Genomic DNA, 26,549 nt, shown 5'->3' on the forward strand with positions numbered 1-26,549 from the left:
TTCCGAATTGTTCGGTGCTAGGAGATCAACACGCAGCTACTACTCTAGGGCGGGAGTGAAAGAGTGATGCAGCGTCTGTCAGCCGCAAAGCTCGGTGACCTTTTGGCGGGAGACCTGCGTGTTTTTGGCGGGCCCTCGACGATCGAACCACTTGCCGGCCGTATCAGGGCGGAGCAGGTCAGTATCGTGCTTCGCAACACGCTTCTTGCCATGGTTGCGAACATCCTCAATGCGGCCACTTTTGTCATGGCGTTTTGGGGCTCGCCTGACCAAACCAAAGCCATCCTCTGGGCGAGTGTGATCATCGTCGCCGCTGGTTTCGTCGGCCTAAGAGCGAGATCATCATTTCAGTCCGTCAAACCAAGATCGGTGTCTCGCCGGACAACGCAAAACCTGGTGCGGAACGCCTTCTTGTTCGGCACATGGTGGGGAGCACTTCCCGTTCTGTTCTTCAGCGGGGCAACAAGTGCCGCCCAGGTCGTCATTACCTGCCTGAGCGCGGGGATGATCGCAGGCGGCGCCGCTTCCTTTTACACGATTCCTATTGCGGCCATCGCGTATACGCTACCGATCTTCGTCGGTTCAGCGGTGGCGATCGTGTGGGTGAAAGACGCGGTCAACCTGCCGGTCGCAATCCTGATGGTGAGTTACGCCATCACGCTGTTTCGTGCCGTGCTTGCTCACGCCTTCGAATTTACCCAGCGCTTTATTCTGCAGGCGGAAAGCGAAAATGCCATTCGCAGGGATGTTCTGACGAGACTGCCAAACCGGTTCAGCTTCAACGAGCGGTTGGAGAACGCGTTGGTGGACGCAAAGCAGTTTGACCAGCACTGTGCGTTGCTTTTGTTCGATCTTAACAATTTTGCCGAGGTGAATGATCGCTTTGGCCGAGCCATGGCGGATGCCCTTTTGGTCGAAGTGGCTGCGAGACTTCGGAGATCGACGCGGGAGAGCGATGGCATTGCCAGATTGGAGGGCGGCGAATTTGCAATAATTGCTACGCGCGATATCAGGCCAGATCAGATCAGGTCCTTGGCCAAACAGATCGTAGATGCCATGTGCGCGCCGTTCTTGATCGAAGGGCGCGAAATATATTGCAGGGCCTCTATAGGTATCGCTTTGGCCCCCGCTGACGGTTTGGATACCAACCAACTCCTGCGGTGCGTCGACACCGCGCTATACAGGGCCAAGACGCCGGGGGCGGGCTCCATCCAGTTTTTCAGCCCAGGCGACGATGAAGCTGCTGCAAGGCGCCATGCCCTGGCACGCGATCTCCCATCTGCGCTGGCCAATGACCAGCTTTGGCTCGCATTTCAACCCTTTCTCGACCTCGGGAGCGATCGCATCCGAGGTTTTGAAGCGCTTCTGCGGTGGCAGCATCCGACCCTTGGCCCTATCCCTCCGTCGGAGTTCATACCCATCGCTGAAGAAACGGGTTTGATTCACGCCATCGGACACTGGGTCGTCAAAACAGCTTGTTTGGCAGCGGCGCGCTGGCCGCGCGACTTGCGGGTATCCGTCAACTTGTCGGTAATGCAGCTTAAGAACAAGGCCTTGCTGGATGGAATTGTAGCGTCCTTGGCTGAAGCCGGTTTGGAGCCCCGAAGACTCGAGGTCGAGATCACAGAAACGGTGCTGATTTCGAATTTTGAAGAAACGATTTCGTTATTACAGTCGTTAAGTTCATTATCTGTGACAGTTGCTCTTGACGATTTTGGCACCGGCTATTCATCCCTCACTTACCTCCGTAAATTGCCTCTTTCGCGGCTCAAGATCGACCGATCTTTTGTCCAGGATATGCTGGCCGATGCGGATTGCGCCGCCATTGTAAGATCATTGATTGAGTTGGCGCATGAGCTTCGAATTGAGGTGACAGCCGAAGGCGTGGAAACTCTCGACCAGCTCGACTACCTGCGCCGCCTCGGATGTGATGAAGCTCAAGGCTATTTAATCGGGAAACCTGACCGGATTGACGACATTCCTGGCATTGCTGCGAAGCAGTTTGGTCAGGAGCTAGGTGTTTGAATAGCAGGACCGGCATCTTAACCGGCGATGGTCTGGTTACCTCCTATCTCGATGAGAACGGCCGCCTTGGCCGTCGCCTACGTATGTGACGCTGGCGCGGCACATCGAGAAGGCATTGCGTCGAGATTTCGCGATCACGGCCGGAATTGCGCCCGGCTCGGGAAGAAGACGAACCTTGCCTAGGCCGCGTAATCGCCTTTGAGGGCGCAAGAGATGACCGGATTTGAGAGACGAGATGATTCAAAGCGGATTTGCCGCTTAAGCGCTTTATTCAAGTTTTGGGCGTAGATTTCTCCCCAACGGGGTGATCATCCTGCCTGGGGGAAGAGCATGTTGAAAGTCTACACTTGCATTGCGACGCAGCATGATTTGCGTCTGGTTGCGCTGGCCGCCTTCATTTGCGCCCTGGCTTCCTTCACGGCCGTGAACCTCCTCCACCATGTCGGGCGCAGTGAAAGCGAGATGCGACGGATCTGGCTAGCCGTCGCCGCGGTCGCCACCGGCTTCGGCATCTGGGCGACGCATTTCATAGCTATGTTGGCCTTCCAGCCCGCCGTACCGAGCGGCTACAACATCGCCTTGACGATCATGTCGTTGCTGGCCGCGATCGCTTTGACCGGGACGGGTCTCACAATCGGCATCTCGCCACGCGTTCCACATGGACGCTGGATCGGCGGTGCGATCGTCGGAGGCGGCATCGCGGTGATGCACTACACTGGCATGGCCGCATTCGAGATCGCGGGCCGCGTCGTGTGGGATGTGCCGCTCGTCGCCGCCTCAATCATTCTTGGCGGGCTGTTCGGCGCGGCCGCATTGCCGGTTGCCCTTCACTCCAACACGCTCAAATGGAAGGCGCTCGGTGCCCTTGTGTTGACGGTAGCGATTTGCAGCCACCATTTCACCGCGATGGCCGCGGCGGCAATCATGCCAGACCCGCGCATTGTTCTTTCCACAACGGCGTTGCCGGCGGACTGGATGGCGGCTGGCGTAGCCCTCGTTTCGATCCTCATCATCCTCTTGGCCATCATCGGCCTCGCCCTCGATGTGCGCGATCTCCGTCGCGCTGGCGAGGCAGCGCGTATGCAGGAGCTGGCCGACGCGGCCGTCGAGGGGCTGATCGTGTGCAACGAAACCGAGATCGTGGCAGCCAATCGCAGTTTCGCCGCGCTTGCCTGCGTCGACGGCTCTCAGCCGGTCGGACGCCCGCTCACGTCCTTCTTTCCCACCGTTTCCCAAGGCGAGTTCACGGGCACTGCGCAAACGCCGCTCGAGGTGGGGCTCCGCGCGACGGATGGCAGCATGGTCCCGGCGGAGCTGATCCGGCACAGCATCCTCTATGCCGGCAAGCCGCATCAGGTGTTTGCCGTGCGCGATATCCGCGGGCGCAAGCGGGCGGAGGAGGAAATTCACTTCCTTGCCCACCACGATCCCTTGACCAAGCTTCCGAACCGCACGAGCTTCAACGAAAAGCTGGAGGCCGAGCTTACGGCACATCTCGACACTGAGCGGTGCCTTGCCGTGCTCTTCCTCGATCTCGACCGCTTTAAGGAGATCAACGACCTCTTCGGCCATCTCGTCGGAGACGCCGTGCTGCAGTGTGTGGCCGAGAAGATCAGGGGCGTCCTTAAGCCCGGGCAAATGGTTGCGCGCTTGGGCGGCGACGAGTTCGCTGTGATTGTTCCCGGTCTGCCGAGCGCGGGCTATGCGACGCGCACTGCTGAGGCCATTCTGGACGCATTCAACGACACAGGCGGCAACTTGCCCGCCGGCGTCACCATCGGCACCAGCATCGGCATCGCTGTATTCCCGAACGATGCACCCGATCGGGAGACGCTTTTGAGCCATGCCGATGCTGCGCTCTATGAGGCCAAAATGCAGGGGCGTGGCCTTTATTGCGTTTTTGAGCCGGCCATGGGTGAGCATCTGCGCGATCGCCGTCAGTTCGAGCACGACATCCGTCACGCGATCTCGCGCAAGGAACTCCGCCTCGTCTATCAACCGCAGGCGCAACTCGTGTCCAACGATGTCTTCGGTTTCGAAGCGCTGCTCCGGTGGGATCATCCTGAACGCGGCGCCGTTCCGCCGGCGGTGTTCATCCCGATCGCTGAAGAGTGTGGCGCCATTCTAAAGATCGGTGAATGGGTGCTGCGGACCGCCTGCGCCGAGGCGGCAAGCTGGCAACAACCGCTAGCAATCAGCGTCAACGTTTCGGCCATGCAACTCCACGGCGGGAATTTGCCCGAGCTGGTCGGGGCAGTTCTGAAAGAAACCGGTCTCGATCCGTCCCGCCTCGAGCTGGAAATTACCGAAACTTGCCTGATCAAGGATATCGGGCGGGCGCTCGCTGCCCTGCGTCAGCTCAAAAGCCTTGGGGTTCAAATCGCCATGGATGATTTTGGCACCGGATACTCGTCGCTATCGAATCTGCGGGCATTCCCGTTTGACAAGATCAAAGTCGATCAGTCTCTTGTCCGGGCGGTGGATACCAGCGATGAGGCGGCTGCCGTCATGCGTGCGGTCTTTGGCCTCGCTCGGGGCCTCAAGCTCCCGGTCCTGGCAGAGGGTGTCGAAACGGACGCGGAGCTGACCTTTCTGCGGCAAGAAGCCTGCGATGCTATCCAGGGTTACCTACTTGGCCGACCCTGCCCGATTTCCGACTTCGCTCAGCACACGATCGGCAATGGTAGGGCAGCCGCTTCCCGGCGGCTGGGGAACCACGAACTGCGCGTGATCAAGAACAGCGCGGCTTAATGCGGCAGCGGGTCGCACGCTGCAACGTCACGCGCTGCTACAAGCCGCTCGAGCTGCGGGAGGTGATCGGCAAGGTCACGATCAATGAGGTGAGGGAAAGGTTCGATGCCAGCAGTGCAAGAGCCGCGAGTGCGATGAGCGCATAGCTATTCCACCCAACCGGAGCAGCACACGATCTGCCTCCGGCACTCGGCGTTGGGAGATCTGGCGGGACGAATAGGAAAAAGGGCCGGCGCCGTTTGGTGGAGGTTGCCTGAAATGGACGCCGGCTAGCTGGGAGTGTACGCAGCACCGATACCTGACTCTTGACGCTAAGTCACCTGCGGCAATTTGGGATGGACCGGCCCTCTAGCGGGGTAGGTCAGCACGCGCCGGGCCTGACCGGCGGGGGCTCGGAAGCGAAACATGGCAGCGGCTGACGATGTACAATACGCCATTGCTAATGCCAAAAGGATTATCAACGCGTCCCATATGGGCTGCACGAACAGACGCAGCAAATTGACTATGACCGCTTGCGCGAGACAGCCAGGCGGGAACGGCCGAAACTGATTTGGGTCGGCGGAACTGCCTATCCGCGTGCCTTTGACTACGCGGCAATGGCAGAAATCGCTCTGGAGGCCAACTCCTATCTCGTGGCCGACATTGCGCACATCAGCGGCCTGATTGTCGCCGGAGCGCATCCGAATCCCGTGGCCCATTGCGACGTCGTCACCAGCACGTCTCACAAGTCGATCCGCGGCCCCCGTGGAGGCTTTATTCTGTCGAAGAATGAAGATCGCTATCAGGTGCTCTATCATCCCACGAGCAAACACAATCTCGCCAAACGGATTGATCGCGCGGTGTTTCCTCAACTGCAAGGTGGGCCGCACATGAATATCATCGCCGCGCTCGCTGTTGCTTTGCAGGAAGCCGCGACCCCCTCTTTCCGCACCTACGGTCACCAGATCGTCAAGAATGCCAAGGCACTGGCCGAGGCGCTTCTGGGTCGTGGTTATGATCTGGTCACCGGCGGGACTGACAATCACATGCTGATCCTTGATCTTCGGGACCGGCCGCTGCCAGTGGTTTCTTCGGCCGGACTGCTCGCCGGCACTGCGCCGAGATTTTACAGCATCTTGGCGTTCGACGGCTGAAGCGCACCGATCGTGAAGAGCTGACATCGGATCGCGGGCGAACTGTGCCCGACCGGGCAATCGGTTGGCGCCATGCTCGGGGTCTGAGTAGCAACGGAACAGAAAACCTACATGAAGATTTCAAAGCTCTTCGTCCGGATCGGCGCTTTTTGGATCGCCTAGCGGCCTGAGTTCGCCTCGGGCCACGAATTTGGGGAGTGTGAAGGCGTATCGGCCGAGCATGTTGACATGTCTGAAGCCAAGCGGCGACAAGCGCGCGACATCCTCCGGCCTGACATCGTAGTCTTCGGCCACGAGCTGATGGCGTCCTTCACCGCGATTGAGCTGGATGAGAATCCGGCGCCCGGCGATCGCCTGTTGCCCAATCCGCCTCAGACGCGCAATTCTCAACCGAGGACTCTGGCGTCAGCCGGTGCCAAAGCTGGTCACAGCATTTTGTCCAAGTCCGATTGACGACAATCTGTGTTCAGATCCAAACATCCTAGGGGTTAGGATCAAGCCGGCCAGGGGGCGACTCCTCCGATTTGTGGTCGCTGCTCACAACCCGTTTGGTGGCATGCCAATTGCATTCATAGACATGATACGTGTTCCGACATTGGCCCGTCGCGCAGTCTTTAGCAGGAGTTCGCATGACATTCGTCCGAACGCAATACAGGCCGCGCATCCCATGGGACGCCCCAGCTCCGTTGGATATCGCTGCGATCGGCAGACAGGATTGCCATCCCGAAGACCGCTTTCAGCCTGTTGTCAGCTAGCCGGGTTAATTCATCGACTCAAAAATCAAGCGCAACATAAAACATGAATAAGCAAAAATCACCGAGGAAGCTTTCAAAAATCGCCTGTGCCTGCCTGTTGTCGGGCAGCTTGCTGGCAGAGTCGGCGCATGCTGTCACGCCGGACAATGGCCAGATCCTGAGCGGTTTTTGGACCACCGCAAATCTGGTCAAGGAATATTTCGATTGGCGCGGCTGGGCTGGCTGGAGCGCGATTGGCCTGACCAATGTGGTCATTACCGTGGGAACCGGAGAGAGCAATGGCGCCTTTACCCGGGCTCTGTTCACCCATCTTTGCGGCTCTACCGCCGCCGGCTTTGTAGGCGCGTGGAAGCCGGTCACCGGGCCCGGAGCTGCGACGCACATCAAGGCAATCGTCAAGGCGGGGATCGTGACCGCCGCCGCCAGCGCCTGCGGATGGGCGACGCAGGCAATTCATAGCAAGATCGATTCCGAAATTCCTGCTGCGCAAAGAGCCATCGACAACGCGCAAAGAAACAATGTGCCGAACTACAACGAAATCGTCGACGACAAGACAAAAGTAAATAACGCATTTCTGGGCATCGAGAAGAATTACCGCGATACCGCGCTCGCCCTGAACAAGGCGGAGGATCTGATGAGCCAATACCGCAGAAACGGGTGCAAGGCCGCCACGCAGTCCACACTCTGCACCGACCTCAATCGTCGCAGGGCCATTGCGCAAGCCGAGGCTGAGCAGGAGCTGCTTGCCTTCAACAATGACGGCAAGACGATGTCCGCCAACGTCAAGGAACTGGGTCACGACGTGAAATCTTGAATTGAATTTGCCCGTTCGAATCTTCGGCCGGCCCGTTGAAAGCAGTGGGCTGGCGTCAAAATCCATAGAAAATGCGAATGTACTACTCAAAGTCAACAGGCAAAAGAAAATGCTGCGCGTCCTTCTCGTATCGCTTACAGCTTTGGCGGTCTATTGCATTTACTGTCTTTTCCAGTCGGATGAAATTGCACCAACGGCCGAGGTGTTGCCGCAGATTTCCCAGCAGCAATCTCCTCCGATCCCGGATCAAATCCTCATATCGAACAATGAGGAGTTGCCTGCCGACCCTCAAGCTCCCGTTCGATTCGATCTGTTGAATCCGGCGCAATATGCATTGCAGGCCAAGGATTACGGGGGGCATCCCGCCTACGGCGCAGCGATGCTGGCGCGGGTATGCGCCAGCTATATCGAATCTAGGAGCAATCACGACCAGGATCTGGCCGACGCCGCAAAACTGGAAAAAAGCGGCGACAGGAACTTCGAAGATCTTGTCGCCGCCACCGCTTTCAAGATTCGCACGATGGAGGTGCAGTGCAGCGGTGTCACCGCGGAAGACATCCGGAATTCCGGCGATTTGCTGCGCGAAGCCGCGGCCGCGGGGGATGTCAATGCCAAGGGCATCGTCTTGTTCGAGGACTTCCGCGCCGCGGATGCCGCCCGGACCGAAGCCAAGCTGGCCAACAAGGCCTTCGACGTCGATCCCGCCGTTTACAAGGATTGGCTGAACGAAGCGGTGCATCTGACCGAACAGGGAAATCTGAGAGGCGCCCAGCTTGCCGCCTTGTTGACCGGCGTCAGCGCCTACGGGCAAAAAGACATGACTACATCGGCCATGTGGTCCATGGTCGCCCAACAATCCAAAGGGGAGGCATTCGATTCCGGCAAATTCTCTTTCGAGACGGAGCCATACAACGAATTGAGCAGTGCAGAAAGAGCCGCAGCCACCGAGCGCGCAAAGAATGTTTTCGGCACGTGTTGCAACCAGCCTTCGGCGCAAGTCCAGGAGGCGCCCTGACAGAGTGATCGCCGCACCGTAGCGCGAGGAAATCGGACAACTTCCGGCGCGCTGAATCTCGGATGGCAGGCCGTTAAGCCGCCTTCCTGGTCTTGGCGGCCGTCTTTTTCAAGGCTGGCCGGCCCCGCCGGATTTGGCCGCGGGCGGTATCCCCCATCCTTCGCTTTGCTCCGTGTTGGCCGCTGTCGAGTTGACACTACCGAGCCCCGGGGCCTCACCTTGGTGCGACAAATCCTGGAAGTGCCTAAAGTGCCTTAAGCGTTGTTTGACCGCATCCTTATCAGGGCTTTCGGGCCGGAATCAGAATCTTGGCTGTCAATCACCCTGGAATCGGGACCCTGGTTTTTCATGTAAAAGGTGCGGGCCGATTGACACCGGGATTGCAGGGACCCGTTCCCACCGCGCCTCATGAAGGCTCGCGTCCCCACAGGTGGTGTAGTTCGGCGGTAGCAAAGCCGCTCGCGAGCGCGCTCTCAACAGCGCCGTAACGAGCTAGCGGCTTTGCGGTGGTCATCGACAGTTCGCCAGTAAGGTCGGGTTTGCTGACACCAACTTGATTTGAAGGAACCATCGATGACCGACGACATTATGAACCTGCGCGCGCGTGGAGAAGACTCCGGAAGCGGAGATACACCCAAGGAACAAGGTTCCGATATTGCCATCCATAGGCGCCAGATCAGTGAATGACGGGTCTGCTCAACACAAGCGAATATGATCAAGTGTTCGCCTTAGACACCCAGATGGTGTTCGAGGCGTGACCCTCTGACCAAGTTGCCATGGTCGACGCTCTCGTCGGGCCGATTCTCCTCATAGTCGTACCTCAGGTCAGCAGCGAGGCCGACGCTCGCAAACGGGACGGCAAAGCGGGGATGCCCCAAAAGCGTAAATACGACCATCCAATTCTGGCGTGGCGGCCGGAAATTTGCTGGTGCAGCGACTTACAGGGCCTGCGGCCACTGTTGGGCGGCGTGCATAATAGTCAGAATTTCGACAGTCTCGCCATTGACGTGATAGGGGATGATATAGGGTATATCAGCCAAAACCAGCTCCCGCGTCGTCTTGATGCGACCTATGCGACCCATGGCCGGTTGTTCGGCCAGGTACTCCGCCGCTGACACAATGCGCGCAACGACACGGGCGGCGGCATCGGGGCTGTCTTTCTCAATGTGGGCGCCGATTTCGTCAAGCCGCCGCAACGCCCGCTGGGTCCAGCGGATTCTTTTGCGGCTCATGATTGGCGGGCGGACTTGACGTATTTTCCGACCACGGCAGCTACATTATGGTCACTTGCGAATTCGCCGCGCTGGGCCTCGGCCAACCCGGCCTCTATTTCAGCCAGCTGCCACTCTTCCCGGGCCACGAAGTCCTCAATGGCCTGTGCGGCCACATAGGAGCGTGAGCGGTCAAGCTTTTCGGCGAGTTGGTCCAGCCTGTCTGCGGTTTCGTCCGGCACACGGACGGTGAAGGCGGTCATGGAGGCATAACTTTCGTTGGTTCACTATGATTATTGGTGAACCAAGCTGGTTCGTCAAGTGTGCGGCTCGCTTGAATAGCGAACGACAATTTTTGCCGGGTGTCAGGTCGGATGCTCATGACCAGGGTTATATCAGGATTTTTGTTACACAAATCCTTGCACATCACTCCAAAAAATGCCAAATACCGTAGTGTAAACAATGCGATGTGAGAAGGCTATTCGGTCTCCAAAACCGACGACCGCGCGTCCAGGCGGTGAAGCGCTCATCGGCCGAATACGAGCGACTGGCTGGTGAAATTCTGGCCGATCCCGCCTGGATCGCAGCGCAACAGCTTCCGTCGCGAAAGCGGCAGCGGGTTCGCGCGCGACTCATCGATGCCGCGCTGTCCAAAAACCAATGACATCACCCAGAGCCAAGCGCGTTCAGCGCCACGGACGGGGAGGCGGTTCAGATTTCGTGAGCTAGGGATCGGTTCCGGGAAAGGGCGAAATGACGGTCCTTGACGAAGAGCTGGCTGGATCATCCCTTACCCGCTGCGCGCTCGTCTTCGTATTCCAGCTCGCGCGCTGCAATCAAGGTCAGCCATACCGGACCGACGCGTTCTATGGCCTCCGCAGGCGTGTAGTTCATTTCGACCAGCCAGTCGGGCCGGTTTAGCTCGCCATACTGGCGGCATGACAGCGGCCCGTCCCGACCAACCTTCATGACACAGAAAAAACTTTGCAACACAACCCTCTCAACTCCGGGCTCCATTTGGACACAGCACGTGTTTGTGGCTCAGCGGCGAGATCAGAGCGGAGCAGTCTCAAAAACGCCATCCGACATCTTTTGTCGGGTTTGTCGAGTTCGCGATATGGCCATTTTCAGTCGATCTCTTGCCTTGCCTCGGGCTAATCGACTGAAAAGCAACCACAAAGTTCCTTCTTCAGCTCAATCAAGCAAGCTGGCATGACTCTTGATAGCCTTCGTTGCCGAGCGGGCAAACAGCTGCCGGCCATACCTCGTGTCACAGGTAGCCACGATGAACAGGCGAAGGACCGCTATGCTTCAGGCTCTCGATCTAAGGCAACGTATTCCTTCGACCATGACAATGGTCGCACCAAAAACGCGAATCATATTTGGATACATAATTTATCCTCATCCTAACCGACGCAAAGTACAATTTCATGGCATAACAAAATGAACGCTCGCAGCATCTCGATAACTAATACGCGCCTTCTATGGTACAGGCGCATGTTCATTGCTGAACGATTTCTGATTTCCTTCGCGATGGGCGTTTTTGCGCTGTTTCCAGTCTACCTGTTGTCGGTTGGGCGCGACGAGATCTTTTTTGGCTCGATCTCAGTAGCAGGCATGGCGGTCGCTATATTAATAGTTTTGATCAGTCCTACGCTGACACGCCAGTTTAGTGTGCGGAGGCTCGCACCCATCGGCGGACTTCTCTATGCAGCAGCCTGCGCGACCGTACTCTTGAACGAATTGTCAGGCGTGCGCGCGACATTCCCCTACTTCCTCAGCTACATGCTGCAATCAGGCGGATGGGCGCTGCACTTCACTATGGGCTCGATATGCATTTCCACGCTCTCAAGCGATGCAGACCGGCCATCGAGCTTCATGGCCTACTCTGCATTCTCCACCTTAGGGTTAACCTGCGGACCGCTGCTGAGCAGCCTCCTTACCCGGTACGCCGGCTTGGGCACGCTGGATATGTTCATTCTGGCAATGCTCGCGGCGACGGCAGGGTCAGCGTTGTCATCGTGGGCAGCGCAACGTGCGGCGAATATCTGCGAAGCCGATATTCCGAATAACGCCTCGATTGCGCGCGAGATTTTCGATCTGCTCTTCAGCAAATCTGCTCTATTTTTTATTCTTGTACTGTTGTCCGCAAGCATTTACACTACTTTGATAAACTTCCAGGCTCTATTTGCGAATAATTCAGGCCTTCCGTACGAAATATTCTTTGGCTGTTGGGCCATAGCAGTAGTCGGCTCCAGATTTGCAATCGGTCCGCGCGTAACCCGCAGTGCGGCCGACCGCACCTTGCCGCTACTCCTGGGCGGGATGGTCGTTTCGCTTCTCGGCTTTCACTACTCCCCGGGCCACCCCGTCATTTACGCAATGGCATCGCTGGCGACCGGCATAACTTATGGGCTATCCTATCCCTTGATGCAGGCAGAAGCTGTCCGCGTGACTGCGCCGCAGTCCCGGACTTTGGTGCAGATCATCTTCAGCCTTTCCTATTTTCTTGGCCTGTATTTCTTCCCCTTCGCCGCCGGGCTCATCTCAGTCCAGCTGGGATACGACACGCTGACGCTGTTGATTGCCGGCTTGGCTCTACTGCAAACGGCTATCGCTCTCCTTGGCTATCGCACGATCCGGCGCAAGCCGATCCCGACCGTAGTTGGCGGTAAAGGCTAAGGAGGGCACTATGCACGGGAGATCACACGTCGTCATCGGAGCCGGGCCGGTCGGTCGGGCAGTGGCGCTGCAACTTGCGGACCAGCCGGACTCGTTTGTTGTCGTGATTGACAGGAGCCATTCTGCGCTTGCCGTGGCGCAACGGCTTCTGGGCAATCTCGAAAACGTCCGCTTCGACGTGTCGTTGGGTCCATCCGCTCTCTCGGTTCAAGCCCGATCGCTGATCATGGCTACGTCTTGGAGAGATTCCCGAGTTTTGGTCGGCAAGCTTTTGCACCAAGCGCACGAGGCAGGTCTACACACCCCTATTATTTGCGTCGGCAGGCCGAGCCCTGGGGATCCTGACATTCTCCGGGCACCGCCTAACGGTCCGCCCGTAGTCTTGGGAGCGGGTCTCGAACCAGGACTGGTTGAATCTTTAGTCTCGCTGGTTGCGGCTGAAATAAAGGACATAGAGAGCATAGTTACTCATTGCGGAGGGATTCCCAGAATTCCGGAACCCCCGCTGAACTATGCTCTCGCCTTTGGGCGTCGGCTGCCCATAGAGCAGAGGCTCGCGTTGGCTCGAATCGATGGCCAAGCCGTAACGCGAAAACGATTCGAAAGCGTATCTCAGCTGTTCGTGGATGGTGTCGGCCTTCTCGAAGCATACGATGATGCAATGGTTTCGTCGACGGCTGCAGGCGCTCATCCTAGCATTCCAACGCTTCGACAATTGACTGTGCGGTGGCCTGGCTTTGCGGCTGGCGTTCGAATGTTGCATCGCCTCGGGCTGCTGTCCGACGAGGAGATCGAAATCGGAAGCGCGCGCCTGCAAGTCAAGGAGGTCACGGAGGCGCTTTTAAGTCGCCGGAGCCCAAATGACGATGGCGACCAGGTCGTCCTTGACATCGCCATTGAGGATCGCCAAGGGCGGGTTGGCCGCTGGACGTGCATCCTGCGCTCCGAGCTTCAGGAGCGAGGCATCTCAAGCATGGCTATCGCCACCGCAGTTCCGGTGGCCGCAGCCGTGGAATGCGTCACGCGTCAACAGTTGCGGGGTCCTATACACCCCAGCAAAGCCGCGCTCGCCGATGTCGCCGCGATGGCCCTCGAGCAACTGAGGAGAAGCCGGATCGCTGTCTTAGCCGAGCGCGCGACCGGGCTGTTGGAAACAAGCACGATTTTGGGAGCCGGTCATGCAAAGACGAAAGACAATACTCGTGGGGAGCGGACCAGCAAACCTGGCACTGCTGACCTGCCTCAAGGAGCGGGGATCCTCAGTTCTGGATTCGCTGGAAGTCCTTGAGCGCCGCGACAGCGCAGAATGGCACCCGGGCATCGCTTTCGAGGATTCGATGCTCCAAGTGTCGTTGTTCAAGGACCTGGCGTTCCTGAGGAATCCGGCAAGCCCGTTCACTTTTTTCTCGTTCCTGCGTGACAAGGAGCTTCTCTATCACTTCATCCATACGAACAATCTGTATCCTTCAAGGAAGCTGTTTTCTGACTATCTGGTCTGGGTAAGCCGGTTCTTTGCGAACAAGATTTCTTTCGGCAAGGAGGCGGTGGCGGTCAGGTTCCACCAGAAGCCGTCGGGAACCCAAACCCTTGTCGTCATGACCAGGGATGTCTCGAGCGGAGATGTTTCAGAAATCGAGGCAGACGACGTGGTCGTCAGCCTTGGGCATGAGCCATACATCCCCGAAGAACTGGCCGTCGACTCCGGCCGCGTGGTGCATTCAAACTTCTTCCTATCCCATGCGAACGAGGGAATGATCAACGCTAACGCTCGCGTTGCGGTCGTCGGGTCCGGGCAAAGCGCCGGCGAGATAGTCAGATTCCTGCTCCAACACCGGGAAGTGTCGGAAGTTATCGTCGTTGGTCGGCGCCACCTCTTCGAACAGACGGATGACAACCCGTTCGTAAATGATTTCTATACTTATCCACACTCGCTGAAGTTCGCGGATTTGCCACTCGAAGATCGCAAGAGGTTTCTTTCCGACACGAGGAACACGAACTTCTCCACCGTCACCAAGGACGTCCTCAAAAGCATCTACGATCTTCGATTCGAGGACCAGGCGTGCGGACGCGACAGGCTCAGGCTGTTCCCGTATACTGAAATCACGGCGGCAAAGCGTCTCGAGAATGGTCTTCGTCTTGACCTTCGCGGAATCGGAGGCAGGCCGGCCTCCACGACGCTTGAAATTGAGCTCCTGGTATGCGCGACGGGCTTTTCAAACCGTCGCCATCTATCATTCCTCCAACTGCTGCAACCGCGAATGGAAGATGCCGACGTCGTTGTCGACGAGTTCTTCGAAGTGGGACTCGATCCGATGCCAGGATCGTGTCTCACCGGTCCGAGACCTCGCGTTTTCTTGGTGAACCATTCTTTTGGCCTTCGGGGCCCAACGGAGCACACACTCGGCGGTCTGGCCGAACGGGCTGCGGTGGTGGCGAAGGCGCTGCAAGACGGGCACGTGCTTCAACCTGCTTAAGGTCGCCCCGAGACCTTGCCAGCGGCATTGCCAACGGGAAATTCGAGCGTGGAAACGAAATGATGTGTTCGCAAGTAATAGATCTGAAAAATGAAACACGCGCAGTCCCCGTTTCGAACGAAGGGGGCATCGTCATGCATGATCCCTTCCCGGAAGGGGGCGACGTTTCCATCCGACTATTGAAGCTCAGTCCAGGCGCGACCACTTGCCGTCACAACCATACGGAAGTCGAATTTTGGACTGTGATCTCTGGCGGCGTTCGAATTCATCTAGACGAGAAGACGTTCCTGCTGCTTGGCGGAGAGAGCATTAAGATAGACCCGCTGAGCAGACACAGGATTGAGGCTTTGGACAGCGGTGCAGTCATGCAGACGGTGTGGTGGCACAGCCGCGCAGCGTTCGAAGAGGCGACTTCCACGAACGAAGCGATAGGAAAGAGTAGACCGCTGCTACTGGTGCCCGCAATGCTTACCCCGAATGGGAACATGCATATAGGTCATGCCTCAGGACCGTTCCTCTACGCGGATGTGTTGCGCCGAATTGCCGAGACCGGCGGCCGAGAGGTTTTCGTGCTGCAGGGCACGCACGGTCACCTTGAGCACATTACAATTGCGGCCGACGCTGCTGGACTGGAATACTACCAGCTGGCCGAGAAAAACACGGCTTCTTTCCAGGAGGCTCTGCATCGGCTCAATGCAGTTTCGGATATTTTCCTTGGGACAAAGCCTGACCGCCGCGGCAAGGCGGTCGTTCTCGAGGTCTTCAAGCGACTTTGCAGCAAGGGCCTGATCGCTGAAAGAGAGCATTTGGTCCCGTATGACGTCCAAAGTGGGCGCTTCAAGGTGGACGCCTTCGTCCACGGCAAATGTCCATATTGCGGCGGCTATTCCTCCGGTCACGAATGCGAGGATTGCGGCGCGCTGGTCCTCGATGCCGAACTCCAGGATCCGGTCGATCTCGACGGGCGCTCGCTGGAACGTCGTCCCCTGAAGCGCCTGTTCCTGAACCTCGCTCCATTGCATGACGCACTCGAATCCTTCGCCTCGCGGAACTTCCTGCCCATTTACGCCAAGCTCTATGTCGAGTCCTGGCTGTCCCGGGGACTTCCGGCAGTCTGCATCTCAAACCCAAACCGGGAGGGAATTCGGATTCCAATGCCAGGATTTGAATTTCAGCGGTTTACCATCACCATGGAACACGTGCCTCGGCACTTGCTCGCCTTAGAAACGATAAGAGAAAAGAGCGGATGCCCCGCCTTCTGGTACCAAATCCCACGGGACGAGATGCCGGAGCTGGACATTCTCTTCGGGGCGGACAATGCCTTCGGACGTCTGTTGGTTATTCCCGGGGTACTTTCGGCGCTTGATCTCCATGAGATGCTCCCCCGACGGATTTTCGTCAACCAGATGCTCACGCTTGAGGGGAAGAAGTTCTCAACATCACGAAATCACGCAATCTGGGTGAACGACATCGCTGCGGAAGAAACTGCCGAGCCGCTTCGCTTCTACTTGTGTCGGTGTCGTCCGGACGGTTCTGTCGAGGACTTCTCCATGGGTGCCTACGAGAGCTGGAAACGGGACTTCTGGGAAGGACGGCTGTCGAGATCGGTCGCGAAGGCTAACGAGGTCATCGGGCGGGTGGCGACAGACGAGCTCCCGTGTCCTGGCCAGTGGTCAGCCACCGACATTGCGTTCCTCGCGGACTGCAGACGCTTCAACGCGGAAGTGCGGGCGCGATTCGAAGCGGATTACCCGGACGTACGTCAGCTAACACGCGCAATCGAGGCGTTCGTCGACGCAATTGACCGCTATTCATCTTCAGTGCTGCAAGTTCCGGCTGCGCCGAAGGTGAAGGAGGCGCTTGCCCGGACTGCGGCCCGCACGGTGACCTTCGCGCTCGTCGGACTCTGTGTCGCGACATACCCGGTCGTACCTGATTTCGCCATCTCCATCGCAAGGAGTCTGGGGCTAGAGGTTCCCAAGCTCAGCTGGTTCGACCGCGACTGGATGGCCGAGCCAGTCCGTCTGTCCGCAAGCCATGACGCCGGAGGCCGTTGAATAACCGATCAAAGATTTCGGGCGTTCACCGCAGCCACTTTTCGAGATCAGCCCGCAGGATGCGGGCAAGCCAGGAAGTGCGTCGAGGACTTCGTCTTTGATCAGCCTTGTCAGCGAAACGACGCCGATGTCGCCCGGCTCGGGCGAAGTCTGAAGTGTTGATGGCTTTTCAAAAGCGCGGCTAAACGACGACAAGAGTTTGGTTGGGTTGCAAAGTTTTTTCTTGGTCATGAAGGTTGGTCGGGACAGGCCGCTGTCATGCCGCCAGTATGGCGAACTGCTCGGCCAGGGAGGGATTTGGATTGAACGCGTACTTAGCCTGTCGCTTGCGCATCATGTGAAGCATTTCGATCCCCGACAGGGTGATGCTGGCGGTGGCCGGCGACTTGAAACCCAGCATCGGCCGCACACGGCGCTTGATGCGCCGGTGGTCCTGCTCGATCCTGTTGTTCAAGTATCGACTTTTCCTGATCGTGATCGGGTTCAGCCAGCGCCGGAACGATCCTCCAACCGATTTGCCGCATCGCAGGAAGTGATGGCTTCATGATTGGTCTGGCTGCCGTCGATGACGATGGGATCGGGCCGGTGATCTCGAAAAGGCGCTGGCCGAGACCGTGGAGCCGCCGCCGCTTCTGCATCCGAACATGGCGGAGATTTTACGCCAGCGGATTCGACCCTCTATGAGGGGCTGCAGAGCGAAGACGGCAAGGCCGAGGGGCGGAGGTCTTCCGGACGTTGATTGATCAGGTGACGCTCGTGCCCGAAGCGGTTGGGCTGGCGATCGTGCTACACGGCGACCTTGCCGCGCTGCTGCGGTTCGCCGCGCTTTCGGAAGCCGGGGTTTTGGGTACCTTGCTTTCGGAAGAATCGTGGGTTGCGGGGACTCGCAACACCCGATTCTGGCGATTGGTCGAGAGGGCCATACCAAAGCTAGCAGCATAAGCGCTCGATGTAAGACGACTTCGAATCTTTCCTGCCCCGCAGGCCTCGGCGGTTCTGCAACTTCATCCGCCATGGTCGCCGTTTGCCGTACAAGCGAGCGGTGGATTTTGACCAGAGAATGAACATTGGGGATCAGTCGCGCCCCGTGGCGCGATAGCGGCTTGAGCGCCAAGTATATCGCCGCCGTACTTCCGGAGAACAGCGCGCACCACGATTTCGGTCCTTCGAGACCGTGCACGCGGCGGCTGATCGGGATTCCTGCCTACCAAGCGCTGCGGCTGCTTAGCGGAAGCTTCCGCGCGCCGACACTACAACGAAGTAGCACAGATGGCGAAGCTCTATCCCATCAGCGCACTTCCCCATCCGCACTCTTGGCCTGCTATACCAACGAGTTTCCCGTATGGAAGGCCACGGGCCGGTAGCAGCAACCCGTCACCCACGATCAATGATGGACGCCGTTCTTCTTCGCGGTCCAGGTGGCGAGATAATCCATCAGAGCTGGGGAAATGCAATCATAGGGCTCAAGTCCCAGTTCCCTAAGTTTAGAGCGGAGGCGTGATCCCGCTCCACCGGCCCGTACGTGCGCCGCATTCCCTGCAAGCATGGCGCTGGGGACCAACAAGCTCTCATAGCGTCTACCTCATAATCTGTTGGCTAACAGGTGTGGCTGGCTTTCTGCTATCCACCAGGCAATGCAAGCATCAGCAAGGATATCAATCGGGTCGACAATGTTATGACCGTCTGCGATGTCTCCGCAGATTGCTGACAACTCACTGCAAGCTAGGATAATTACGTCAGGCTCGAGACATCTGGCGATTTTAACGACCCTTATTAGTTTGTCCTTCGCGTCTTTCGTGTTTCCTGACTTGACGTCCGCTATAATTCTTGCGGTCTCATTTTGAAGTGTCTTGAGGCGGCGACAACACCCTTTGCCGAAGTGGTTTTCGTTTCGTTCAACATAAAGTCCGTGTTGCATAGTTGCGTTCGTTCCTAAGGTGATTGTGCGAAGATTGTGCGCTTCACTACCATGTGAGACGTCTATGGCTTGTTTTGTGATCTCAACCATATCGATCAGTTTTACTGACAGCGCTTGTTTTATCTCTCTGGCCCAGAGATGCGCTGTATTGCAGGGGATAGCGATTGCTCCGCATCCCGCTTTCTCTAGCCAAGACGCGCGCTCCACAATTTGCCGCAAGGGGGCGTCGCTGCCGATTGAAATTGCTTGCGAACGATCGGGGATATTTGGAGCCGATAGACATATATATGGGATGTGATCCTGGTCTGTTTCAAATCGGCTATTGCGAGCCAGAGCCTCCAAGAATTTAGCCGTCGCCAAGGTTCCCATCCCGCCGACCACTCCTAGTGGTTTTCGTTGGTTAGGTAGCTCGCAGGTAGGAAAATTGCGCTGCAGCATGACGTCGATCATCGAAATTCCTGTTCTTAAGATTTACGCCACCGATTGTCCGTGAGGCGGCAGCCGCCCGCGGTTGTTCCATCTGCGTATTTAGCCACATGTTCTCCAGCTGCTGCTCTGCCGCCGTGGTCGGCGAGCCCCGCATCGCTGAAGCTATGCGGACGGACCCACATAGATTGGCAGAGCTTGGCGACGCGCAATTGAAAGATTCAAATATCATGCCAACTTCGCAATAAGAGGCTTGGCTGAAGTTTTGATATTATTATGAAATACTTTAGGGATCTTGTGGTGCGAAATTGGGCCATACACCATTAATGTCGTAGACGCGACAAACCCGACAGGGTGTTGCTTTTCGATGGCCGAGTGGAGAGAGCGCCAATCGACCAAATTTTCAGGTAAGCCTCGTCAATCCGAACCGGCTCGCAACGTGACTTGCGGAAACGCCAGCCCCCGGCGCCTCATGACGCAGGGTCGAAGCCGACATTCGCGAGGTCGGCGGTCGACAACGATCATGGTGATCGCCCACATCTTACGCAGCGGGCCATGACGTGAGCCTGATGGGTCTTCCAAGCGCCGATTTGGCCGGCTAGGGTTTGGGGGGGCGTGAACAAACCGGATGAACGAACGCAATGATGCTGGAAAAACTGCGAGCCTGTTGGGGATTTAGCCGGACCGTGGATAGGAACGTCGCCCTGGTCGAAGGCTTTCTGAAGGGCAAGCGCTTCGCCGACCTGGCGCAGGAACATGGCTTGTCGATAACGAGGGTGCGCCAAATCATCGAGAGGGCCGATCGGCACGTGGGCGGCGGCATCGTGACCGAGGCTGAACCGTCCAAGGCCTCGCCTCGGTCCGATTTCATGGTCGACTATCCGTATGTGTGGAAGCTGGCCGAGCTGCACCGGCTCGGTAGCGTCACGCCGCATCATTTCTTTACGGAGCTGGAGCGCGCGGGATCGCTGGAGCGGCTGGTTGACAAAATGAAGCGGTTGCCGTGGCGCACACCAACAACAACACGAGAGCTGGCGCGCCTCGTTTGGCAAAAGGAGAGGGGCGAGAGCCCATGGCCTGCAATGAAGCGGTCAAGCATTGGGGTCGCGCAACCAAGCTGCCCGGTCGACCACCCGGACCGTGCCCTTCAGTGCCAGCTCGCGTTGGAACCGGCCCTCCAGCAATTGGTTGAGCGCGCAACGGAATCCGGCTGGACCGAGGACGAGATAGCCTACGCGCTCCTCGAGCTCGCCCGCTCGCGCCTCAAAGAGGCTGCTACCGAGCGGGGAAGCTGCCCACCCTGAACAGCAACCGTGACGTGGTAAAGTTGCCGAAGAGCATGCCTCATACCGCCGGCCGGCAACGGAACGGAGGGACGGCAACGTACTCGTCTAGACGCCAGGGTGCGCTGCTTTGCCCCTGCCGGACGAATCCCATTTTTTCCAGGCATCCATAATCATTGCATATATGGGCGCTACCAAGGGATCCGAATTGGGAACGAAAACAAATCGGGCGAGGCTTGATCATGACGACCCCTAGCCGAGGGAAATCGCCCGCGCAGCTTTTCCGCCATCTGTCGGCAAAGTGGCCTGCGGCATTCAATCCGAAAGCGCCCAGGCCGCTTAAGATTGGCATCCATCATGACATTCGCGTGCTGGACGGCAAACTGTCAGAGGATGAATTGAGGAGAGCCCTGCGCGCCTATACCACGACGAGACTGGATGCTGGCGCTGTGCGGGTCGATCTTGATGGCGAGCCGGCCGGCGTCGTCTCGGATGCGGACGCGGCGACCGCCAAGGCTTTGCTGTGCGTCCGCAAGAACAAGCAAGGTTCCAAGAAAACGCCGGAGCCACGGGCAGAGCCTGATGCCCCGCTCAAATCGAAACCGAAGCAAACGGCCGTGCTCAAGGCGAAGAATGCGGCCGACGGCCCGACCGGAATAGTCGTTGAGACGAAGCGTCGCCGGTCTTTCCGAAAGCCGATGACTTGAGCGCCGCTGAGCGATGGGTCTTGCACCGACCGGGACAGCCCCTGAGCATCGAAGCACGTGGCGCGCCCCGTGGCGATCCGAATTGCCGCGATCACAAAGGAGCTGCGCATTTGCCACCCGCTGCGTGGCCGATCGCCATGAACTCAAGGATGACCTCAGCAAAGGTTCCAAGCCAGGTTGGCTTCTAATCGCTTTCGAGCCGTGGTACCACGGGCCCGAGCGCGCACCGCGCCCGTAATACGGCACCGTGAAAACCCTGGTCTTCTATCAATAACTACCTGCGATCGGATCGGCATTCCCAGGGGAATTTGACCCGAGAATGAAATCAAACACGGCTTGAGGCTGACCGGGCGGCGGCGTCTGCAAGGCTGCCGGGATCCTTGCCGCGGTTTCGGCGTGTTCGGCGAGCACTGCGGGCGACATGCCGAGCGCACGCTCGATAGTGCGATCCGGGGCGTTCATCAGCCGACGAAGGAGCGCCGCGGCGCGTCCGGCATGACGGACCGCCGCCGCCTGCTTGCCCTCGCGGATCTTTACACCGGCCGCCGACAACAGGATCAATCCCTTGAACAGCGTCCGAACCGGAGCGCCTCGATCTGCAACCTGCCAAAGACCTTCCCAAGCCTCATGGGCTTCCCAGTAATAGCCATGATTGAAGAGGTCGATGCCCCAGACGAACATGTCCGACTCAAGCGACGCCTCTTCAGCAACCGGGATTGCTTCGCTATGGTAGCTGTGTCCTGCAGGATGGCGCACGGGGTGCGGCTGCCTGCCTGGAAGATACGCGTAGGACGGAAAGCTCTTTTCCGGTAGCCAGCGTGGGCGCGACTTCGAACCAATAGTCATCAAGAGGTATTTTGTCACTTGGCAATTACTGGGGATAGAGGCGATTTGGCCGCGACGAGCGGTCCGCAGGCCGGTCGCCCCTCGTCCGATACCACGCACCCCACTTGCTCTACAGGCAGGCTTATCCTGAGGCCTGCGCGTCTGTCGCCCCACACCGCTTGAAGAGATGCTCTCGACCGAGCGGCGTCAAACCACCAGCCTTGTGATCATAGCGCCGACGCACGGTCCGGCCGGACCGCGGCAACGCGAGATCCGCTAGCGCTCACATTTTTCCGCTATTCCGGCGATGCATTCCTCGATGCGCTCCAGCCGGAATTTCGCAACACGAAGTTCATTCCCGGCTTCGAAACGTCGATGGCGTCCCTGAACTGTGGTCGCCATGAGGTCGCGCTCCAGTTCCGCGATGCGCGCACGCACCTGCCGCGCCTCGTCCTGACGCAACCCCTTGATCCATCAGTTTTCCTGCCAGCACCCCGAAAGTCATGCCGAGTTATGCCACCGAGACCCTAATTTGCGGCAAGCCGAAACACTCGAAATTTAACTTCCGCTAATGCGAGGAGACGAAACAGCGCGGCAAGATACTTAAGGAAGGCGGACACGATCCTGGGAGGCGGCTATCGTCTCGCCAATAAAGCCCAGCCCGAACCGGAGACAGACCGCATACATGTGCCAGGAGCGCGTCAAGACGCGAAACACCGACTGGAGATGCGGGCGAGAAATCCCGTGTCGGATCGATCCGCCCAAAATTGAATGCCCGCTGCGAAAGTAGCTCAGGCAGTCGCCTTTTGCGGCCGGCTGAATATATTGTCCGGGCGAGGCAGACGGAAATGGTCCCTCAGCGTTGCCCCGTCATAGTCGTGCCGGAAAAGTCCGCGCCTACGTAAGATCGGCACCACCTCGTCGGCGAATACGTCGAACCCGCCCCGCAGATAGGGCGGCATGATATTGAAGCCATCCGCGGCACCGTTGTCGAACCATTCCTGGATGCTGTCGGCGATCTGTTCAGGCGTCCCGGCCTGGACCCAATGCCCACGCGCCCCTGCAAGGCGGTGGAGCAACTGGCGGATGGTTGGATTCTCGCGCTCGATGATGTCAAGCACGACATGGAAGCGGCTGCTTGCACCGCGCTCGCCCTCGACACTGATGAGCTCGCGCGGAAATGGCCCGTCCAGATCGTAACTGGAAAGGTCGGCGTCGACGATGCGGCGTAGCTGGTGAAGGGAATATTCCGGCTGTGTCAGCTCGTTGAACTCGTCATGCAGCGCGCGGGCTTCGGCCTCGGTGGAACCGATGAACCACAGCATGAGCAGCGGGATCAGCGCGAGTGTCGGTATCGCCCGCTTGATCTGAACAGGGCCGTCGATGATCGCCTCGCCAAGCCGCGACAACCCTGAAATGAGAGCAAGCACGGTTCCGGTCAGGATGCCGAACACCAGACCCTGTGCTGCCCGCCAGGCAGACGTCATCAAGTGATCCTGAAGCTTGCCTTCGGCGATGAGATCGATGGCAGTGCCGACAACCGACCAAGGCGCCGGGAGTGTTCTCGGATCGATCAGGCCAGCGCCACTGCCGAGGGACCAGATCACGAGAAGAAGTGCGGGCCCGATCAGCGCGCCAAACGGGATCGCTCGTCCAAGGGCCAGGCGCCGCCTCGTCCGGGTCTTGCGGGCCTGTACAGCGGGCGGAAACGATCGCCTTTCATCCGATGCGAAGGGAATGGGCAGTGCAACCGCGGCGGTGTGGGAGAATGCGTTCATCTGCGTCGTCTCCAGTCTGGGAAGCAGGTATCAGGACGCGTTCCGCGCATTTGCCGCGATCGTCTCGAAGCGCCTGTCGAAAAGATCCTCGGCCTTGATCGTGGGTCTGTTCAGTTCCCTGGCCAGGAGATCGATCGTTGCCTGCTGGCGCGCGATCACATCGTTCCAGTCGGACGGAATGTCGAACTGTCCGTCGGCGTCGACGAGATACTGGCCATCTTCTGCGTTGAGGCCCTGGGTGGCGACGTAGTAGCCCTCGATCCACTCTTTCGGATGTTCTTGCACCCAGCGGGTCGCAAGTGCCCAGTAGCGCACATATTCGCCGAGAGCGGCAGCTTTGGCCGGGTCGTCAAGCACCGCCTGTGGCGCATAGAGATGGGCTGGATCGTCGCGCAAGCCATGCGGGATGATGGTCGCGCCGTCGGCACCGTACTGGCGCAGATAGTGCTTGACGAGGACGCCCCAGATCGGCGCCACATCGACTTGTTTGCTGGCGAGCGCCACCGGGTAGGCGTCGCCTTTGCTGGGCAGTGCGATGAGATCGACATCCTGCTTGTTCACGCCGGCGGCCTACATGACCCTCAGCACCAGCGCGCCTTGCGCTTGACCGGGGCTGAAAGCAATCCGTTTGCCGCGCAAGTCCGCGAGCGTCTTGACCTCGCCGCCCGGCGCAATGCCGAGTTGATAAATCGGGTGCGCAACCGGATCCTTGCGGAACTTCGCGGCAATGATCTTGACCTTGAGGCCCGTCCACGTGGCGTGGATGGGCGGAATGTCGGCGACGGATCCGACGTCCAGCGCATTGGCGCGAAAAGCTTCGATTGTCTGGGGACCGCCGCTAATATTGGCCCATTCGACCTTGAACGGCAGTTGATCGATCAGGCCCGAGAGTTCCAGCGCCCTTTGCGTCTCGGGATCACCGATACGAAGCACGGTGCCATCCGGGATTTTGGTCGGCAGTTTACCGGCGTCCGCACTGCCCGCCTGGGCACTGAAGGTGAAGGAAGAAGCGACGAAGGTTACCGCCAAAGCGGTCACCGATGCACCGAACCTCCTTCTCGAAAATCTCTCCACAGCTGACATCATGGTCTTGCTCCGATTTTGGAAATGGCTCCTACTTCGCTGTGCAGTATGTCTATCAATGTAGACGATAAAGTATCGGATGCTGTTCTTTGCAGCCCGAGGGAAACTCTGTTCGTCTCCAATGCGCATTTGGGGCACGTGTCCCTCAAATGAGGCGGGTTGGGTCGCCGCAGCGCGGGCGGCGTTTTCTGGCCGGTGCCAGCAATCGCGTTCGAAGTCCGCACGGGGTGGCACGCGGCACAGAGGCAGAAGCGACCTAGAAGGCGTCCGTTTGCAATACAGGAGCTGGCGGCCGACATGAGGCGCTTCTTTGTTGTCGCCTATGAAAAGCCCATCGGTGGCTGGTGTGTGGAGCGCTGGCGTCTTGCCGATTGCGCCAGCCGGCGCGCACTCTCGCGGCCATGGTGGTGGAGCATGTTGAACTGGCCTTGTTTGAGCAGTCACTCGGCAACATCGAGGGCCTCAATCGACCGTTCGGCGATCGTGTGGCTGACGCCGCGGAGAAAACCGCAGGGTCGGTTCTGTTCGATGTTCGCGTCGACGGCGACGCCTGCGTTCAGCGGATGGCTGCGATTGGATATGGCGCAACCGGCACAGCGATAATCCTGATGGGGAAGAACGGACAACTTAGATGCGCGTCGATAAACGAAGACACCGCTCTTTTGGTGGCAGAATTGGCTGCCTGGAATGCATCTCCGCTGAGGGAGCAAGCGAGGGTTGACCACAGGGCAACGGCCAGCATCCTGCTGGCGAAGCTCCGTATCTCAGGTCACTTCGACCGTCTCTAGCCGGCTCGCCGCTGCTCTTATCGGCCGCCAAGGACGTGTCGATAACGACGTCAAAACCAGACGCCTGTTGAGCCATCCAAGGAGTTGATCACCATCGGTACGGTCCGCCGTCAATTGCTCAGCGCGCCCCGCTAGCGGCTCGTTCAAGCTGCTTCACCCGATGATGCCGTTCATGACCGAGGAGTTGTGGGCACAGACAGCGGGCGAGGGCAATGAACGGGCCTCGCTGCTGTGTCATGCCGCGTGGCCGTCGCCGGATTTCGAGGACGCAGAAGCGGCCGCCGACATCAACTGGCTGGTCGACATCGTCTCCGGTATTCGCTCGGTGCGCTCCGAGATGAACGTGCCGCCGACGGCGATCGCGCCGCTGATGGTGATCGGCGCCAACAAGGTGACGCAAGAGCGGCGCGAACGCCAGGCATCAGCCATCAAGCGGTTGGCGCGGGTCGGCGACATCTCTCTGGCAGATGTCGCCCCGAAGGCCCAGATCAGTGCTCAACGAGGCGACCATCTGCCTGCCGCTTGGCAGCCTGATCGATGTGTCTGCCGAAAAGGCGCGTCTCGAGAAGGCGATCGCAAAAACCGAGCAGGAGACCGCTCGGATTGCCGGCAAGCTTGCGAACGAAAAGTTTGTTGCCAACGCGAATCCGGATGTGGTCGCCGCCGACCGTGAGCGTCTCGGCGAACTGGAGGGGGACAAAGTGCCAGCCTCAAGCTCGCATTGGCCCGGATCAGCGAGGCGGCCTGAGGAAGCAAAGTCAAATTTGGCACGCGCCGATAGTCGCGTGCTGTTGCGGTCGCTGATGCCCCAGATATGTGCCGGT

18 protein-coding genes and 7 pseudogenes are annotated in these 26,549 nt (G+C 58.6%); 14 read left to right on the plus strand and 11 right to left on the minus strand.

The window, feature by feature from the left end; all coding sequences use genetic code 11:
- The first annotated feature begins 66 nt into the window (after positions 1 to 66).
- The 3 genes and pseudogenes from AC1RZR_RS32865 to glyA all read left to right on the plus strand — a co-directional run.
- The gene (locus AC1RZR_RS32865) at positions 67 to 2,025 is read left to right on the plus strand and encodes a putative bifunctional diguanylate cyclase/phosphodiesterase (protein WP_481829614.1); all 1,959 of its coding nucleotides are present in this window, start codon (positions 67 to 69) and stop codon (positions 2,023 to 2,025) included.
- A 330-nt stretch (positions 2,026 to 2,355) separates the two neighbouring features.
- Positions 2,356 to 4,776 carry a bifunctional diguanylate cyclase/phosphodiesterase gene (locus AC1RZR_RS32870; RefSeq protein WP_481829388.1) on the plus strand — a complete coding sequence of 807 codons (2,421 nt, stop codon included), beginning with the start codon at positions 2,356 to 2,358 and terminating at the stop codon, positions 4,774 to 4,776.
- A gap of 452 nt (positions 4,777 to 5,228) precedes the next feature.
- Positions 5,229 to 5,864: pseudogene (gene glyA / locus AC1RZR_RS32875) on the plus strand (serine hydroxymethyltransferase); the annotation flags it as partial.
- 165 nt (positions 5,865 to 6,029) lie between these two features.
- Here the strand turns inward: glyA and AC1RZR_RS32880 are convergent.
- Positions 6,030 to 6,209, minus strand: a pseudogene (locus AC1RZR_RS32880) (hypothetical protein); the annotation flags it as partial.
- Between AC1RZR_RS32880 and AC1RZR_RS32885 the strand changes: the two are divergent.
- From AC1RZR_RS32885 to AC1RZR_RS32895, 3 genes are all read left to right on the plus strand, one after another.
- Entirely contained in the window at positions 6,138 to 6,362 is a 225-nt protein-coding gene (locus tag AC1RZR_RS32885) for a hypothetical protein (RefSeq protein WP_481829627.1), read from the plus strand. The pseudogene AC1RZR_RS32880 and the gene AC1RZR_RS32885 sit on opposite strands and share 72 nt — an antisense overlap.
- 345 nt (positions 6,363 to 6,707) lie before the next feature.
- A complete protein-coding gene (locus AC1RZR_RS32890; protein ID WP_481829389.1) occupies positions 6,708 to 7,478 on the plus strand; it encodes a hypothetical protein in 771 nt (256 codons plus the stop codon).
- Positions 7,479 to 7,587: 109 nt separating this feature from the next.
- On the plus strand, positions 7,588 to 8,493 hold the full coding sequence (locus tag AC1RZR_RS32895; RefSeq protein WP_481829390.1) for a hypothetical protein: 906 nt from the start codon (positions 7,588 to 7,590) through the stop codon (positions 8,491 to 8,493).
- A gap of 938 nt (positions 8,494 to 9,431) precedes the next feature.
- On the opposite strand, the gene AC1RZR_RS32900 is transcribed toward AC1RZR_RS32895, so the two are convergent.
- The 3 genes from AC1RZR_RS32900 to AC1RZR_RS32910 form a co-directional block, all read right to left on the minus strand.
- Positions 9,432 to 9,725: a type II toxin-antitoxin system RelE/ParE family toxin gene (locus AC1RZR_RS32900; protein WP_481829391.1), complete on the minus strand. Its 294-nt coding sequence runs from the start codon at positions 9,723 to 9,725 to the stop codon at positions 9,432 to 9,434.
- On the minus strand, positions 9,722 to 9,967 hold the full coding sequence (locus AC1RZR_RS32905) for a CopG family ribbon-helix-helix protein (RefSeq protein ID WP_481829392.1): 246 nt from the start codon (positions 9,965 to 9,967) through the stop codon (positions 9,722 to 9,724). Before AC1RZR_RS32905 ends, AC1RZR_RS32900 begins: the two co-directional genes overlap by 4 nt.
- 520 nt (positions 9,968 to 10,487) lie before the next feature.
- Positions 10,488 to 10,694, minus strand: a complete 207-nt coding sequence (locus tag AC1RZR_RS32910) for a hypothetical protein (RefSeq protein ID WP_481829393.1) — start codon at positions 10,692 to 10,694, stop codon at positions 10,488 to 10,490.
- 507 nt (positions 10,695 to 11,201) lie between these two features.
- On the opposite strand from AC1RZR_RS32910, the gene AC1RZR_RS32915 reads away from it, so the two are divergent.
- The 4 genes from AC1RZR_RS32915 (at position 11,202) to AC1RZR_RS32930 (ending at position 16,917) form a co-directional block, all read left to right on the plus strand.
- Positions 11,202 to 12,386, plus strand: coding sequence for an MFS transporter (locus AC1RZR_RS32915; protein WP_481829394.1), 1,185 nt, complete (start codon positions 11,202 to 11,204; stop codon positions 12,384 to 12,386).
- 226 nt (positions 12,387 to 12,612) lie between these two features.
- Positions 12,613 to 13,674 carry a saccharopine dehydrogenase family protein gene (locus AC1RZR_RS32920; protein ID WP_481829615.1) on the plus strand — a complete coding sequence of 354 codons (1,062 nt, stop codon included), beginning with the start codon at positions 12,613 to 12,615 and terminating at the stop codon, positions 13,672 to 13,674.
- Positions 13,565 to 14,860, plus strand: a complete 1,296-nt coding sequence (locus AC1RZR_RS32925; protein ID WP_481829395.1) for a SidA/IucD/PvdA family monooxygenase — start codon at positions 13,565 to 13,567, stop codon at positions 14,858 to 14,860. Before AC1RZR_RS32920 ends, AC1RZR_RS32925 begins: the two co-directional genes overlap by 110 nt.
- A gap of 59 nt (positions 14,861 to 14,919) precedes the next feature.
- On the plus strand, positions 14,920 to 16,917 hold the full coding sequence (locus AC1RZR_RS32930) for a class I tRNA ligase family protein (protein WP_481829396.1): 1,998 nt from the start codon (positions 14,920 to 14,922) through the stop codon (positions 16,915 to 16,917).
- 256 nt (positions 16,918 to 17,173) lie between these two features.
- Here AC1RZR_RS32930 and AC1RZR_RS32935 read toward each other — a convergent pair.
- From AC1RZR_RS32935 to AC1RZR_RS32945, 3 genes and pseudogenes are all read right to left on the minus strand, one after another.
- Positions 17,174 to 17,511: pseudogene (locus AC1RZR_RS32935) on the minus strand (DDE-type integrase/transposase/recombinase); the annotation flags it as partial.
- Positions 17,512 to 18,301: 790 nt separating this feature from the next.
- Positions 18,302 to 18,412, minus strand: a pseudogene (locus tag AC1RZR_RS32940) (S-(hydroxymethyl)glutathione synthase); the annotation flags it as partial.
- Positions 18,413 to 18,499: 87 nt separating this feature from the next.
- On the minus strand, positions 18,500 to 19,285 hold the full coding sequence (locus AC1RZR_RS32945; RefSeq protein ID WP_481829397.1) for an aspartate/glutamate racemase family protein: 786 nt from the start codon (positions 19,283 to 19,285) through the stop codon (positions 18,500 to 18,502).
- Between the two features lie 617 nt (positions 19,286 to 19,902).
- Here AC1RZR_RS32945 and AC1RZR_RS32950 point away from each other — a divergent pair.
- Complete coding sequence (locus AC1RZR_RS32950; RefSeq protein WP_481829398.1) at positions 19,903 to 20,565, plus strand: hypothetical protein; 663 nt, start codon at positions 19,903 to 19,905, stop codon at positions 20,563 to 20,565.
- Between the two features lie 155 nt (positions 20,566 to 20,720).
- Positions 20,721 to 21,251 carry a ProQ/FINO family protein gene (locus tag AC1RZR_RS32955; protein ID WP_481829399.1) on the plus strand — a complete coding sequence of 177 codons (531 nt, stop codon included), beginning with the start codon at positions 20,721 to 20,723 and terminating at the stop codon, positions 21,249 to 21,251.
- A gap of 267 nt (positions 21,252 to 21,518) precedes the next feature.
- On the opposite strand, the gene AC1RZR_RS32960 is transcribed toward AC1RZR_RS32955, so the two are convergent.
- The 4 genes and pseudogenes from AC1RZR_RS32960 to AC1RZR_RS32975 form a co-directional block, all read right to left on the minus strand.
- Positions 21,519 to 22,115, minus strand: coding sequence for a DUF309 domain-containing protein (locus AC1RZR_RS32960; protein WP_481829400.1), 597 nt, complete (start codon positions 22,113 to 22,115; stop codon positions 21,519 to 21,521).
- Between the two features lie 237 nt (positions 22,116 to 22,352).
- Positions 22,353 to 22,538: a hypothetical protein gene (locus AC1RZR_RS32965; protein WP_481829401.1), complete on the minus strand. Its 186-nt coding sequence runs from the start codon at positions 22,536 to 22,538 to the stop codon at positions 22,353 to 22,355.
- Between the two features lie 329 nt (positions 22,539 to 22,867).
- Positions 22,868 to 23,392: pseudogene (locus AC1RZR_RS32970) on the minus strand (LLM class oxidoreductase); the annotation flags it as partial.
- Positions 23,393 to 23,884: 492 nt separating this feature from the next.
- Positions 23,885 to 24,937: pseudogene (locus tag AC1RZR_RS32975) on the minus strand (ABC transporter substrate-binding protein).
- Positions 24,938 to 25,338: 401 nt separating this feature from the next.
- On the opposite strand from AC1RZR_RS32975, the gene AC1RZR_RS32980 reads away from it, so the two are divergent.
- Both AC1RZR_RS32980 and AC1RZR_RS32985 read left to right on the plus strand, forming a co-directional pair.
- On the plus strand, positions 25,339 to 25,725 hold the full coding sequence (locus AC1RZR_RS32980; RefSeq protein ID WP_481829616.1) for a hypothetical protein: 387 nt from the start codon (positions 25,339 to 25,341) through the stop codon (positions 25,723 to 25,725).
- A gap of 115 nt (positions 25,726 to 25,840) precedes the next feature.
- A pseudogene (locus AC1RZR_RS32985) lies at positions 25,841 to 26,473 on the plus strand (class I tRNA ligase family protein); the annotation flags it as partial.
- Positions 26,474 to 26,549 lie beyond the last annotated feature (76 nt).

The sequence above is a fragment of the Mesorhizobium bavaricum genome (assembly GCF_056781655.1).

Coding starts and splice junctions, on each gene's coding strand:
- AC1RZR_RS32865 (WP_481829614.1), top strand. CDS start 67: ATGCAGCGTCTGTCAGCCGCAAAGCTCGGTGACCTTTTGGCGGGAGAC.
- AC1RZR_RS32915 (WP_481829394.1), top strand. CDS start 11,202: ATGTTCATTGCTGAACGATTTCTGATTTCCTTCGCGATGGGCGTTTTT.
- AC1RZR_RS32950 (WP_481829398.1), top strand. CDS start 19,903: ATGATGCTGGAAAAACTGCGAGCCTGTTGGGGATTTAGCCGGACCGTG.
- AC1RZR_RS32885 (WP_481829627.1), top strand. CDS start 6,138: ATGTCTGAAGCCAAGCGGCGACAAGCGCGCGACATCCTCCGGCCTGAC.
- AC1RZR_RS32980 (WP_481829616.1), top strand. CDS start 25,339: ATGGTGGTGGAGCATGTTGAACTGGCCTTGTTTGAGCAGTCACTCGGC.
- AC1RZR_RS32890 (WP_481829389.1), top strand. CDS start 6,708: ATGAATAAGCAAAAATCACCGAGGAAGCTTTCAAAAATCGCCTGTGCC.
- AC1RZR_RS32870 (WP_481829388.1), top strand. CDS start 2,356: ATGTTGAAAGTCTACACTTGCATTGCGACGCAGCATGATTTGCGTCTG.
- AC1RZR_RS32920 (WP_481829615.1), top strand. CDS start 12,613: ATGGCTACGTCTTGGAGAGATTCCCGAGTTTTGGTCGGCAAGCTTTTG.
- AC1RZR_RS32895 (WP_481829390.1), top strand. CDS start 7,588: ATGCTGCGCGTCCTTCTCGTATCGCTTACAGCTTTGGCGGTCTATTGC.
- AC1RZR_RS32930 (WP_481829396.1), top strand. CDS start 14,920: ATGATGTGTTCGCAAGTAATAGATCTGAAAAATGAAACACGCGCAGTC.
- AC1RZR_RS32945 (WP_481829397.1), bottom strand. CDS start 19,285: ATGATCGACGTCATGCTGCAGCGCAATTTTCCTACCTGCGAGCTACCT.
- AC1RZR_RS32925 (WP_481829395.1), top strand. CDS start 13,565: ATGCAAAGACGAAAGACAATACTCGTGGGGAGCGGACCAGCAAACCTG.
- AC1RZR_RS32905 (WP_481829392.1), bottom strand. CDS start 9,967: ATGACCGCCTTCACCGTCCGTGTGCCGGACGAAACCGCAGACAGGCTG.
- AC1RZR_RS32900 (WP_481829391.1), bottom strand. CDS start 9,725: ATGAGCCGCAAAAGAATCCGCTGGACCCAGCGGGCGTTGCGGCGGCTT.